We start from the raw sequence: 14,051 nt of genomic DNA on the forward strand, positions 1-14,051 counted from the left end.
ATCGATGGCAAGCCGCTTTTGCATGCGCGCCTAAGGGATGTGCTAATTTTGGAGCTCGAGATAAAGATGCTCCATCAACACCAAATGCTTCTTAAGTGCTAAAAAACTCCACTACAAATACAGATAATAAGGGAGTTGTGATGAGCGCCATCCTCTTAACGCCAGAAAAAATGCTCGACGTAATCCCAGGAGAAGTGACGATAAAAGGCACCGTAGGAACGGCGCCCGATGGCAGCATGTCGCTCCGAGGGTATCGCTTTGACAAAACTGAAGTCAGCATCCCTTGCATGCGAGATTATGAGTTGGTGAGATGGAAAACAGGAACATCCAACCTTGGCTTTCATGATGGCGAAAAATGGCAGAAATGGTCGGTTGGAAATGATGACGTAACCATTTTGACACGAGGGGAGTCCTCCAAGTGGTACTGGATGAACGACATCGAGGTCAGTCACATCTACATTTCACAGGCAATGATGGGAAAGGTTGCTAATGAAGTTTTTCAAAAGGATATTGATGGCGTTTTTGTAGACCATTACCCAATTGTCAACGACCCCAAGCTCTCGAAGCTCATGGCGGCCTATGAAATGGAATGCTTGAGTGATGAGCCAGGCAGCAGCATCTTTGCCCAGACGCTTGAAATACAGATATGCATTCACTTGATTCGGCAGTATGTGCGGTGTGATCTTAAAGATGGAGATCAGGTGTCTCGCTTGTCGAGCATGAAACGAAATCAACTTCAGGACTATATTGATTCACACCTGTCCTGCCCTATTTCAGTGAAAGACATGGCCATGATTGTCGACCTTAGTCCGTCATATTTTGTTCGTGTATTCGGCACTGTGTATGGGGTTTCTCCACACCAGTATGTCCAAGCACGCCGCTTAAAAAAAGCTGAACTTCTCTTGTCGACATTGCGTGATGTTCCGTTGAAGGCTGTCGCAATGGACTGCGGATTCTCGGATCAAAGCCACATGACAAGGTTGTTTCAAGAAAAATTGTCCATGACGCCCAAGCAGTACCGGGAGAAAAATACGCCTAAGCTATTTTGCTGCTCGACTTTGCAGTGACGTAGAACACGGCGGAAGGCCGTCAGTTACCATCTCATCGCATACAACAAAAAGGGTCGATGAGCCCTTTGCTTGCGCTCCCGACTTTTTCTATCTCTCGAAGGAGGTTACCGACGCCGAACGGGATACCAGTGCTCCGGTAATCCTGGGCACGGATCCGCCGTCCGAGTGGCTCAAGATCATCTGACACGCCCGCCAAATCTGCGAATGCCTCATCGATGCCATAAACCCAACAGCTAGCACGAGGGATTCGATCACGCTCATCACGCGCTCGCTCATGTCGCCGTAAAGGCTGTAATTCGACGAGAACGCGACGATGCCGTGACGCTTGAGTTTGTGTTTGATCCGAAAGTGCGGCTCACCCATTTTTACGAAGGGCTTGGCGTCGTAGCTGCGAGCAATTATGCATCCGTCAAGCTAGTGGAAAATGGCGTTGGTGTAGCGCTGGTGCCGCACCAGCAACCCATCAGGAATGGCCAACAGACGTACGAGCGCTCGACCTCGGATAGCACACCTTCCACCCTGATATTGGGCTCGTACATCGGGCTCGGCAAAGCTTTACCGAACCAGTGCGGATACTGGCCTGACTTATTAGTGACCAGGCAAAGACCGGCCCTGAATAAAACCCGAACGGCAAAAAGGGCCCTCGAAGGGCCCTTTGTTGTACTCAAACCAAACTCACTTGGTCAGCCAAGACTCAACGGTGTCGGAACCGTATTTCGCTTTCCACTCTTTCAGAGTTTTGTGGTTGCCGCCTTTGGTTTCGACGACTTCGCCAGTGTGAGGGTTTTTATAGACCTTCACTTGGCGAGGCTTACGAGTGCCAGCTTTGGATTCGACTGCTGGAGCACGACGACCGGCCTGTGGATCAAGCAGCTTGATTACGTCTTTTAGGCTGTAGCTGTACTCACCTAGCAGAGTACGCAGCTTGCTCTCAAATTCCATCTCTTTTTTTAGGCCAGAATCGCTTTTCATCGACTCAAGCTCTGCAAGTTGTGCGGCCAATTGCTGTTCGAGTTGACGGAATTCTGCAAGCTTCGACATATAGCACCTCTATGTGTGATCTAGATAAGCATGGGAAAGAGCTAAACCAACTGCATCTTTCATCGCTCAAATGTTCAAACAGTATCTTATAAAACCCCAGTATCAGCTACTTATCGATACCGGGGTCGCTGCGATTTATTAGTTATCTCGAACCAAAAGGGCTGTTTTCTCGAGCCTCAACCGACTGGATGCTGTCAGCTTCTGAAGTCCCAGCTCTCTGGCCATGGTGTGCAGTAATGCCTCCCCTGCTTTGCCTTTGGCACAAAGCTCCCGAGCGAGTGATGCCAACTCATCGCAACAGATCTCATCAACCGGTCGGATACTCGCCTCATCTTCTGGACGCCGACAGACAACTGCAGATGCATCAGTTATATGGCTCGGCCAGTAGAACTCCCCGACATCATCAATCGTCATACGATGTGTGCTCTGCGCCATCGCCGACACTCTTTCTCGAATCTTCGAACCCGTACGCACCCAACCATGAGCCCTGGCAATTCGCCGAGCAAGAATTACATCGAGAATAGGCCCTTCTTCGCTAATCACATGCTCGATGAGTGCGCTTAAAACACCTGAGTAACTCGCCTCAAAAAACGCATCCGGATCCACCCCTTGGACACTGGAAGCAGGATCGGACTCTCTGTAGTAAACAACCTCCACCGGAGAGTAATGCGATTGGGAGCTGCTCGCCGGCTGAGGTGCCAAGGCGACTGCTGCGTATTGCTGGTTCCGAGGAGCATCCGCTTCGTCATTGGCACTCTCGATTGTCATCGCTTCACTGACTGAACCCGCGACCTCTTCAATCGCCTGAATGACCTCCACTACTGCAGTTTCGGCTAACAAGCGGGCAGCTTCTTCCCGGGCCCCATGCTCGGCGCGTTGAGTTCTGCTCAACACGAGCAAAGCGGTCAGACGTTCATGGATAAGATCAGCAGTGCCAACGGCGTTGATCCACCAATCCGTTGACCATATACGCAGAATCTCCCATCCAAGTCCCCGCAGCACGTTTTCACGCAGCTTGTCTCTGTCGCGTGCCGTGGCACTGCGATGATAGGTTGCCCCGTCACACTCCACACCTGCCAGATAACGGCCAGGCGCATCAGGATCGACCACACCCAAATCGATTCTGAATGCGGAAACACCGACTTGAGTATGCACCTGCCATCCTCTGCTGGTGAGTGCCGCGGCAACCGCCTCTTCGAAGGGACTGTCAAAGCCACCGACACTACCGGTGACTGCTTCAGCCAGCGCTCGAGGCCCTCGCTGTGCAAATTCGAGGAAGTGCTTCAGGTCACGTACACCAATCGATTGGGTTCGCGTGAGATCTATTTGTTCAGGTTGCAAGCTGGCGAAGACGCATAGCTCGTGTCGGGCCCTGGTAATTGCGACGTTTAATCGACGCTCGCCACCAGGGCGGTTAATAGGGCCGAAATTCATTGCCAAGGCGCCTGTTGCATCACGGCCATAGGTGGTCGAGAAGTAGATGATGTCTCGCTCATCTCCCTGAACGCTCTCAAGGTTCTTCACGAACAGAGGCTCAAGCTCGGTGTCCGCAAAATAAGCTTCAAGCGAAGGCTCGTTACGACGGGCTTCGTCCAACAAATCCTCAATGAGCTTCTGCTGCTCACCGTTGAATGTCACCACCCCAATGGTCAGCTTGCTCTCCCGGAAACCTGGTGAGCGCAGACGCGCAACCACATCAGCGACGACTGCGCGCGCTTCGATCAGATTGGTTCTTGAACCACCTTTAGAATAGACACCCGCGATCGCATGCAGTTTGACGGCACGGTCATTCGTCACGGGGGATGGGAACGTCACGAGCTTGGACTCGTAGTAACGCTGGTTCGAGAAAGCAATCAAGCTTTCATGACGGCTGCGGTAGTGCCAGTTGAGGTGACGAGTCGGAAGGTTTGCACTGATACATTCATCCAGAATGCTTTCAAGATCAGCTTCAACGTCTTCATCATCAGCCGTCGATTCTGCGCGATCAAAGAATGACGTTGGAGGCAACTGTTTAGGGTCACCAACCATCACAACTTGTCGACCACGTGCCATCGCCCCAACTGCATCCCACACCGGAATTTGCGAGGCTTCGTCGAAAATGACGAGGTCAAATGCACTCGCGCCAGGTGTGAGGTATTGGGCAATGGACAGCGGACTCATCAGCATGCAGGGCGTCAGTTTCGTCAACGCATCTGGAATCTTGGACATCAACTCTCGAAGCGGCAAATGACGAGTCTTCTTACCCATTTCGTACCTGAGTACGCCCCACTCCGAAGAGCGAGTGACAGTCTCCGGATTAGGTAGATCTGCACAGAGGCGCGCTCGCAGCCAGTCACGGGTCAATGCAGTGAAACGATCATCCAGGGCTCTGAAATCCCGAATTCGTTGTTCATGCTCAACGCTGACAAAACCGCGAATGACTGGTTCGTTATCGACGACCGCATTCAGCCACCACCGCGCGTAGTTGGTTTCGAATGAATGGCGGACTTCGCCGGCTTTAACAAGGTTACCCTCCATAGCCTGAACAAGGCTCGAGAGCCCCGCGCCGACCGCCTCTTCACGCACCTTACGCCATGCACACCAAGCACGAACACCGGGCTCAGATCGAACCATGGACTCGCAATGCTGCAATAACGCATCCAGCGTAAGCAGCTGGATGTCTGCTTGTCCTGATTCTGAGAAGCGGCCTGCTGTCGCCAGCACATCCACGCGTTGACGGAGTGACTCAAAGCACTGACGCAATTCAGTACCCGATTGGCAAACCACACCCTCCGGTTCAAGCAGTGCATTGGCGTCGCCGAGCAACACCTGTATCGCACCGCGATAAGCAGATACTAGCTCAGGCGTTGTCCCGAGTTGCGCAAGTGCGGACGCCAGATTGCCCTGGAACGCGACCGCGTCCGAGACCTTGTCTACCTTGGTTTTAAGACCCGCCCAAAGCCCCGAGGTAATGGCACTCAGATCATCAAATTCTGACAGCGCTTTTTCAACGAGATGTCGTTGCTGGAGCACCGCCAAGTCTGCCTGCATGGTCTTGCCGCATTGGCCGGCGGCCACTGAGTCATGATGCCCCTCAATGCCTCCGTGCTCGATCACTGGGCGACGCTCCGTTTGAAAAGCGATAGCAGCGAACAACAGTTCCGAGTCAGTGTTAAGCCCAGCCCACAATCCTGCTGTGAGGTCGCCCAGGTGAAGAGGTGCAAGCTCCTGGTCAAGCAAGACGATGGAGCGCATATGGGAAAGGTCTGATTTCAACTGCTCACCGCAATGCCCTTCAGCGACCACATCAAACCCGGTATCTGTCCAAGGCTCGTCCGACGCCAAACACAACATTGCCTGACGTAACTGAATAGCCGCCTTAAGATGCTGCGCGATCGATAGTGCTCCGTTCCAGATTTGGGCGCAGTAATCCCCCACCTCCAACGCGTCGAGTTTATCGCGCAGGTCACGGATCTGAATCCAGGCGTGCAGGTCATTGGCCACATCAGGCTCTGCATCACCAGAGACGGCTGTTGAGAGAGTCTTTGTGACTTTGCGTGTCCCCAACAGGGACTTGGGCCAGAACGACTGCTCTGCGCTTTGCCAATCCCCGAGTAACTCATGCACATCAAGTGTTTCGATGAAATCGGTGTAGGTCACAGAGAGCTCCTGCGTGACCTCAGCTATACGCTCAAGCATTTCTATTGCTTGGCTCAATGTCTCAAACGTCTGCACTGGCCATGCGGGACTGAGCTGCGACATCAAAGCCCTGCGCCTAGCCAAAAGACCGAGGCCTTTTTCAGCAGCATTAACCGTCGTGAAAGGCCATACCGGTGAAAGTTGCTGGCATAGCAAGCGATGCTTTTCTACTAGCTCACTACCTTCAGACAGTCGTTGCGAGATCATGCGACCGTCTGGCCGCAACACAAATTGCCAATCATGGCCCGCCGCAAGCGGCAGCGCTGACGACAAAAGTGAAAGACCGTTGCAAACAGAAGGCACAAGAGCGGCTATCGGCAAGCTCGTGGCGGCGCTGAATTTTTCCGCGGCCCGGATAGCGGCTTGCGCGGCAGGAAGCATCTCTCGCGCAGCTTGAATCAGTTGTTGCTGCCAGGAAGGCGACCACTCTCCCTGACCAACCAGACCAAGTGGGTGATTTGACAACACTCCATATCCGATGGCCTGGGCGTTCACTTCCAGACGATCTGACAACTCCCGCAGTGCTGCCATACCTTCCCGTGTATGAACATGTGGCGATGACCACGACATAATCATTGGAGTGATGGCTGCACCGCCACAGACAACTCCAATCGCGTGGTAGATGCTGTACCCGTTCGTATAACGCTGGTGCAGTCGCTCTACGTAGGTGTTCAATCCGTCGCGTAACGCCTGAAGACGATCAGCTTCGGCATGCCATGTTGCAGAATCCACTACCCCCTTCGCATCCCAGGCTGACTGTAGCTGAGCCAGGACGTCAGTTTTGCGTGCCTTGCTGGAATGGACTTCCAGGCAGAACTCACCCAAGCCGACTTCGCGTAAACGTCGATAAACGACATCCAGCGCTGCGATCTTTTCAGAGACGAAAAGCACTCGTCGGCCCTGAGCCACCGATTGCGCAATGAGGTTGGCAATGGTCTGGCTTTTCCCGGTTCCGGGCGGGCCAATCAGGACGAAGTCTTTTCCTTTCGAGGCCGCCATCACAGCGGATAGCTGCGAGGAGTCAGATGGCAACGGGCAGAACACTTCTCTCGGGTTGAAGTCGATATCCAGGCGTCGATCTTCCGGGAACGTAATGTCTGACGGGAAAGCGTCTCGCGGAGTATCCAAAAGATGCCGAACGACCGGGCTCTCGCGAAGCGCTTCGGCATTCTCAGATAGGTCTTTCCACATCAAATATTTCGCGAAAGAGAACATGGACAGAACGACATCTTCCACGACTTCCCAACCCGCGATGTCTTTGACGGCGCGACCCACCGCCTTCCAGATGGCATCGATATCCAGGCCCGCGTCATCTCGAGGAAGCTCCGTCTCAAGTGACCCAAGATTCAGTTCAAAATCCTGGCGAAGCATCTCGATGAGCGTTGGGTTGAACCTAGGCTCGTCGTCATGCAGCACCATCGAAAAGCCGGAGCGCGCACTCTTGCGTTCGAGCGTCACAGGGATCAAGACAAGTGGAGCCCGGTACTTCTGCCCACCCTTGTCTGCACGCTCCCAGCTGAGAAAGCCCAGGGCAAGGTAAAGGGTGTTGGAGCCCCCCTCTTGCAAGGCGGTACGTGCGCCACGATAGAGCTCAATCAGCCTCGCTTCCATTTCAGTACTTGAAAGGCCGACAAATACCTCACGCCGCTTCAAGGCATCCAATGCATGGAGTCGACGAACATCCTCCCGTTCACGCAACTCGTACAGCGCCTGGTCACGTGGATCAGCACCATCCATCAAGTCGGGACGCGTCAGCAATTTCAGCTTCTGACCGCTCGCAAGGATATCTTCCAGCGCGGCAGGATCAGGTGACTCAAGCTTCAGCGACTTTTTCCCAGCCTTAAAGTTGAGCAAGTTATTTCGAAGCGACAAGTCCAGAAGTTTGCGCTGCCAGCGTCCAAGTCGATCTTTCGGATCTAATATCCGCTCGTCAATGTCGACGGTAACCGCCTCATCAGGTAGCGCCGGCGCAATACCGACTAACAGCTCCGAACCACCGGCGAGGTCATCGTCCGTCGGCAACTTAGAAACCTGTGCGTCACCGCTGGCTAAAGGCTTGATCCGTTGCAGACGTGCTCTGCGAACGTCCAACAGCAGGTGGAAATTCTCATCCTGCCCTTCAGCAATCAGCTGCTCGCCACGATCGGTGGCATAAGTAAAAGGCGGCACCGGATGCTGAGCCGCAAACGTCGTCTCAAACAGCATCAGCTCTTTGAGCTTTATGCGTTTACGAATGGCCGTGATGTCGTCGATCACGGTCGTAGAAAACTCTTCAGCTTTGAGCCACACGCCGGCAAAAGCGTGTCCTTTAGTGAACACCAGGACAGGGTTGAGACCTGCCTGTTCTATCGCCGCACAGAAGAACAAAGCGAGATCGAAACACGTCGCTAAACCATGTTCCGTAACGTGACTGGGGCTACGTACTTTTTGTCCTGTTTGCTCGAAGCTGGCAGGAGGAAGCGCGTAATCCAGCTTCATACGTGCAACGGCGGCCCAAATGGCTGATGTCAGCTCCCAAGCTCGCTTCGCACCGCCGGCATACCCATCAAGCGCAGGGTTCTTATCGCTCTGGCGCAACACATCTGCCGCCTGCTTCAGCAAGCGCTCAACAGCGAGGTCATTCGGCTGAACAAATGCGGCTGTCATATCAGGAAGGTGAGATAGCCCGCCCCAGTGATTGCGTGGCAACAACTCCAATGCCAAATCCAACCGAGCTATTTCCGCTCGACCAGATTCAGCAGACTCGTCTGCCGCGGTCAACGTGTATGTGAGTGTGGCGTTTTCCGCTTCGGTTAGGCGCCCCAGCAAGGCACCATCCAACGCTAGGTCGTGACCCGGGATAGGCATGAACGCGTTTGGAATCAGCGCGTCAATGCGCCAAGTTTTAGGCTTGAAAACTTCGGGATAGGCCGTCAGCGTCAGCACTAGATCGTTGTACTTGATCGCTGTCTCATTGATTACACGCAGCTCCCGAATGACAGGAACAGCGTTTTGATAATCCGCGAGATTTAGCTTAGCGACGACTGTACTGTGAATACTTACAACTTTGACTGGATCTAATTCAGCGTCAACCGTGATCACTGCTGCCTCGTCCATGTGCTTCCCCTATCCTGCTAATGGAGGCGCACATGAGCGCGGAGCGTGGATAGTGGGCTCAACGCGGCAATTAGACGCCAAAGATGACCACCATCTTATAACGGGATCCAAAGGCGAGTCCGCTGTATTTGCCTGTGCACAAGCGGTTCACCAATACCGTCTATCTGTTAGGCGTTCGTTGCGAACTGTCCAGCATCTAGCGCTTTAACAGGTTGAAAACCGGTTGTCTTTTTAAAGGACGTGTTGTGCACGAAATTTTTCATCGAATCGGAAGGGTCAATCGAGTCCATGTTCAATGATTCCAACGTGCGCCGGGACACCGCAACACTCAGAATGGGTAACTCTTCTATATGTCCGGTCGCCGAATTAAGGACGTCGTCAACCGCCGTCACAATCACCAGGTCATCAGGGAGCATCGACAAAAGCTCGCGCCCTACCCTCAAAACACAGCTGCACACATAGTCCTGCAAAAGCTCATTGTACTTTCCGGCCGGCATCTTCTTCGTTGAAAGCTTTCCGCTCTGCAGCAAGGACTTGATCTCAGCTGGAATTACGCGAACACCATGAACGCCAAGACTGGCCTCCACTAGACCCGTTTCCCCTATTGAGAACTTGATCGATGTGCCGAGATGAGAAATGTCCGTGAATGGATCGATCAACTTGATCGCTTCCAGCTTTGCCTTCCCTGTACCGGTCAGGACACCTTGCGCGATATCGTATTCCTGCTGCCAAGCATCGTGCTCGACTCGCCACTTCGCGACAGCGGCCTCATGCTGTTTAGCATCATGTAGCCGCCCCGTCTCAATGGCGGCAGCCAAGTTTTTACGTTGGCGCCTTTCGAGCTTGAGCAGTCGTGCGAAAAAACCAGGCTTGTAGGTTTGCTCGAGAGATTTCGCATGCGCTTCACGCGTATCTGCGAATGCGGGCTTTACGGGTTCAGCCCTATCAACGAATGATTGCCAATCTATTTCCTCCCCACATTCTTTATGCACGGAGAGCAGGACATCGATCTGATTTTCGTACACTTCAACTTCGTAAGCAGCCTGCTCCAGCGCTTCCATCTTGGCGTATTCTTTCTGGCGAGACTGAAGCTCACGCTGCCTGCGCTGGGCGTTACGATCAGCTTTGCGTGAAGCAGCCTGCATCGAACGCAACGTTCCTTTCCAGCCCATATCTCATTCCTTCGAAGTATTGGCTGAGCGGTTTCAAACCACGAACAGCCGCGGATGATGATGGCAGCTTAGCACCAAGACTTGATTTGGAAAGGAGATGAACCCGGCGAATATGGTGCAAGCTCGACTTGGCCGTACAAGCTAGCGGCGGGCAAGTTCATCCGTTCTGCGGCGGGTCAACCAACAGACGTCTATCCTGGAGGGCCACGGTTGCGAGCCTTGCCTAGCGCCCAGGAACAACAGAATTTTTTACGTCTCCCGCTACCTCACGGGTGCACGCTTTTGCTCGACCTGTTGTTTTTTTAGGTCAGCGTCGTTTTTCTTCTTACTTACGTCCTGCTTTTTCTGCTCCCGAGCTACCGCCTGGTCAAGCTTACTTTGAGCCGCGGAGAGCTTTTTTTGCTCATCGGCAATCTTGCGATCAACCTTGGCCATATCAACCAAAGCCTTGCTCTGGTCAGATTCATGACGCACTGCCTCACGCTCCTTCATGTTGATGGTCGAAACGTTTGTTGACCGATGCGCCGCTGCTAATGCGGACTGTTTTCTCTTAAACGCCGCTACCGCTTTAAGAGAGAACCTTCCCTTCTCAGCTTGCAGACTGGCAAGATTTTGCTGACAGGTTTTGACCTTTCTTCGATAGGTTTCAATGGTCATGGTCATTCACCACTCCCTGACTGAAGCTTGATCATAGCAATCACTGTAGAGTGGTCAGCTCGCAATTACTCGACATTATGGACTCTCTACGGATACACACTTGCATGGACGAGACAATCAGTTACCTATGGCGATGAGTATCAGATTAAGCGATGGTGTCAGGAAGGTGTGTCGCCCGGACGGTCACCTGCTAACTGCCCCGTGAAGGTTCAGCCAGCGCGACAAGACCAAGATCGCGACCTATCTAACTCATGAGGCAAAGGTCGATCCGAATCAGTCGCTCGATGCGTGGGATGATGAGACGCGGCATGGGACGCTGAAAAAGGCTGAGATGAAAAGTACGCTACCAAACGCCTACGCGGTAAGCGTGTTGCGGTGAAGCCACTACCAAGTCGGCGCTTACTCATCGGCCTTACCCCGATCCACCTGCCTCCAGGATCCTGCTTGGATCTCGATCGTCATTGGATAGTTGAGCACTTTGGACACAACAGCGTGCTGCTGATCGAGAGCTGGGAAAACTTCGAGTTCGCCCACGCGACGCCCCTGCTCGAGCTGCTTCCGGGCAATTCCCTGGTGGTATTTCGAGGTGTGCCAGGCAGCTACAAAACGGACAGCTGCAAGGAGTTACTGGCAGAGTTGTAGCTGCCGGTAAGCGCCAAGCCTTGCTGCGGCCTCCAACCATTCGACATTCAATGTGGCCAGGTTTACCTGCCGATCTAAAAGCCTGCGTTCGTTAATGGATCATGTTGATCTCGGGCACAGCGCCATTTTCATACCACCAGTGGCAGATCACATACCGACTACCGTTGTATGTCTCGCAAAGTTGATGCCCCATAAGCTCAAACACCCTTTCTAGCCTGGAACTACGGATTGTTTTCCCATCCGCAAACCGCCCGCGAGCTTCAGAAAAAACGACTCCAACCACACAGGGATGCTGAAATTCAGCGCAGCACAGGTAGCCTGTTACCTGGACACCGAAATCAATTTTCTTTGCGTTTAAAACGCATTTGGGGAGAGCCATTCTTTCGTTCCTAAGCCTCTGATATCGACCATGAGCAACCCACAATCCACCTCAGTGAACTCGGTCGAATCGGTCTAAAGCACCGTTCTCAAAAAGCCAGTGGGCTACGACGTATACGCCCCCATCGACTGCAATGATGACTTCATAGCCAGCACGCTTGTGTCGATTAGCGATGGGTTGCGTATGGATTGGCAACCCTTCCGGGAAGCCCCTAGCGTGATCACAAAACAGAAGCCCAGTCATCCGCGGAGGACGCTCCAATGCGCATAGCAAATAGCCAACGACGTCTGGATCAGCGATAGCTGCACGTGCTCGCTCTATGATCTTCGGTAGCTTGAAAAACCTTAAGTCGGACAGCTCAGTCCCGTAAGTTTTGATCCAGTGCAACTGGTCTCCCCCCTCTTTAACGATCAGATTTCGATGGACAAATCGGGAGTAAATCCCGTCTCTTCCCTTGAAGGCGGCACGAAATCAGAAAACTCAAGGTGTAGATCTGAGAGCACATAAACCTTCATCGATGGCTCCTCAAGCTCATTCTCCAGGTAGACCAGGGAAAATATGAGCCCGCGACAAGCAAGCAAGATGCACCATGACGATTGAATCGCTCCTTCGCGTAAGCGCCTAGCTCCACCGTGTCCTCTACAGACAGCGACCAATTGGCTGGGCTAATCAGTGCTTCGTAGGTTCACCAGCACCCCATGTCGGTGGGTTTTCAACAATGTCGATGGTCATCGTCAGCTCAAATTGCATACGAGCGAAAACCGTATCTAGGTTCGGATGAGATCCCGATTCACGTAGCGCTGTTACTAGCTGAAGCAGCTCTTTGCCACTAGCCAGGGACATTTGAACATTGCAATACACCGTATCGTCGTCTTCTCGAGCCATACCGACTTCAGATTCCCATGCTGCATTGGCCCGTCCTGAGCTCACTCAACAGTTGGTGACACAGGAGACTCATTCATACCCGCCATGAAGGCTCGGAAGCTTGGCCGTCCATCCAAGCGCTTGAATGACGCGATCACGTATCTGGCATCCATCGTTGTGAGCACCCAGAACCGCCCTTCCTTCTTAGCAAGCCGTATAGAGGAGGTACGCAAAAAATGCCCGTCATCAAATCGCCCGAATTGACCGACTTCCTTGTGACCGTACACGACTCCGACCGCGGTGTTACCGGATACGAAAACGTCGCTCAAGTAAGCCGTGATGGGAACATCGTAATGGTGCTTGCTCGCACGTAGGATTCTGCCCAAATGAAAATCCGTGAGGCGCCTGGAGTGAAGTTCGAGCGTTGTATTGCTTGGCATTGCCCCAGCCCCGATTTAGTAGATTTTTTTGACTTCGACTAAAGAGTCGATGCAAAACTGAGGATCGTGAACGTCTGCATACACTGCTCCGCTAGCCACCTCCAAGAGACACACTGGGATCCCAATTTTATCGTAACCAAGCGATAGCCCAGTCAACTTTTCCATGCTCCATGCATCAGTTTTGTTCATCCACTTTGGGATCACTGCCTGCACTTGTGTCAGTTCGAGATCAGGCCCGCGCTTTTTGAGGATCTCCTTAAACGCAGTTTCATCACCAGCCATTAGCACTAGAGGAGTCATCCGATCTTCATTACGGACTTTTACATCCACGTGATACCAATGCGTCGGGAGCAATCTGGAGATTTTGTACCAATGTGCATGTCCTTCACCAAACATGCTCACGCGTCCCACCCTATCTTCTAAATCTGTGCCGAACATCTAAACCATCCGCTTCCATTGGTGAGCCGATTACACACTAGAAAAAAGAAAAAACCGTCTTGAGACTTGCTGACTTTTCGTGACCCGGCCCCCTCAACACGTAGATCGTGTTCCTCGTTTCGAAGAGAAATCCTTCTTCAAACGAAACTGCAAAAGTGCTCCGCATCCAATCGCCGACGTCGAAGCGCCGCTCGCTGTCAAAGCGAACATTGTGAGCAAACAGAATCATCGGGAGCTGCCCTGCAGCGTGGATCTTTTGTCGCTCGTCTTCGGTGACGTCCAATCGGAAAATTGTCCAGGCTTCCACGAGGCAGTACGGCTTTCGTGGGAAGCGGGATTTGACTAGCTCGATCAGAGCGTCTTCGTTTTCTTCAGATCCAATCCGTGGCTCACCCGCACTGTACAGAAGCTCAGCAGCTTCTTTGATTTCGTCTGTGCTCACTCTCAAAATCCCCGTCAATGCATCTGATGTGTATGCCGTACTGCCCCCTGCGACAAGCGTCATCTAACCCTCCAAGGCATCAATTAGGTCGCTTTCGATGGCCTCCTATACATCACATTAAAGCGTTGCAGG

The 14,051-nt window shown here is 52.8% G+C and carries 8 protein-coding genes and 2 pseudogenes; 3 read left to right on the top strand and 7 right to left on the bottom strand.

Translation table 11 applies throughout. The features are described from left to right. Positions 1 to 140 precede the first annotated feature (140 nt). Entirely contained in the window at positions 141 to 1,067 is a 927-nt protein-coding gene (locus PMI30_RS05265) for a helix-turn-helix transcriptional regulator (protein WP_008013427.1), read from the top strand. A 109-nt stretch (positions 1,068 to 1,176) separates the two neighbouring features. Here PMI30_RS05265 and PMI30_RS31815 read toward each other — a convergent pair. Then, a pseudogene (locus PMI30_RS31815) lies at positions 1,177 to 1,481 on the bottom strand (Y-family DNA polymerase); the annotation flags it as partial. Between PMI30_RS31815 and PMI30_RS31570 the strand changes: the two are divergent. After that, a pseudogene (locus PMI30_RS31570) lies at positions 1,473 to 1,654 on the top strand (LysR family transcriptional regulator); the annotation flags it as partial. The pseudogenes PMI30_RS31815 and PMI30_RS31570 overlap by 9 nt on opposite strands. Positions 1,655 to 1,745: 91 nt before the next feature. On the opposite strand, the gene PMI30_RS05255 reads toward PMI30_RS31570, so the two are convergent. From PMI30_RS05255 to PMI30_RS05240, 4 genes are all read right to left on the bottom strand, one after another. After that, positions 1,746 to 2,111: a histone-like nucleoid-structuring protein, MvaT/MvaU family gene (locus tag PMI30_RS05255; RefSeq protein WP_008013431.1), complete on the bottom strand. Its 366-nt coding sequence runs from the start codon at positions 2,109 to 2,111 to the stop codon at positions 1,746 to 1,748. A 138-nt stretch (positions 2,112 to 2,249) separates the two neighbouring features. Next, the gene (locus PMI30_RS05250) at positions 2,250 to 8,885 is read right to left on the bottom strand and encodes a DUF3320 domain-containing protein (protein ID WP_008013433.1); all 6,636 of its coding nucleotides are present in this window, start codon (positions 8,883 to 8,885) and stop codon (positions 2,250 to 2,252) included. A 167-nt stretch (positions 8,886 to 9,052) separates the two neighbouring features. Continuing rightward, positions 9,053 to 10,057, bottom strand: coding sequence for a hypothetical protein (locus PMI30_RS05245; protein WP_008013435.1), 1,005 nt, complete (start codon positions 10,055 to 10,057; stop codon positions 9,053 to 9,055). 261 nt (positions 10,058 to 10,318) lie between these two features. Beyond that, complete coding sequence (locus PMI30_RS05240; RefSeq protein WP_008013437.1) at positions 10,319 to 10,720, bottom strand: hypothetical protein; 402 nt, start codon at positions 10,718 to 10,720, stop codon at positions 10,319 to 10,321. A gap of 438 nt (positions 10,721 to 11,158) precedes the next feature. On the opposite strand from PMI30_RS05240, the gene PMI30_RS05235 reads away from it, so the two are divergent. Next, entirely contained in the window at positions 11,159 to 11,356 is a 198-nt protein-coding gene (locus tag PMI30_RS05235; protein WP_008013439.1) for a hypothetical protein, read from the top strand. 1,698 nt (positions 11,357 to 13,054) lie between these two features. On the opposite strand, the gene PMI30_RS05230 is transcribed toward PMI30_RS05235, so the two are convergent. Beyond that, entirely contained in the window at positions 13,055 to 13,477 is a 423-nt protein-coding gene (locus PMI30_RS05230) for a hypothetical protein (RefSeq protein ID WP_008013443.1), read from the bottom strand. Between the two features lie 37 nt (positions 13,478 to 13,514). Next, positions 13,515 to 13,982: a DUF6957 family protein gene (locus tag PMI30_RS0129945; protein ID WP_008013444.1), complete on the bottom strand. Its 468-nt coding sequence runs from the start codon at positions 13,980 to 13,982 to the stop codon at positions 13,515 to 13,517. Positions 13,983 to 14,051: the final 69 nt, after the last annotated feature.

The organism is Pseudomonas sp. GM50, assembly GCF_000282375.1.
Taxonomy (GTDB): Bacteria; Pseudomonadota; Gammaproteobacteria; order Pseudomonadales; family Pseudomonadaceae; genus Aquipseudomonas.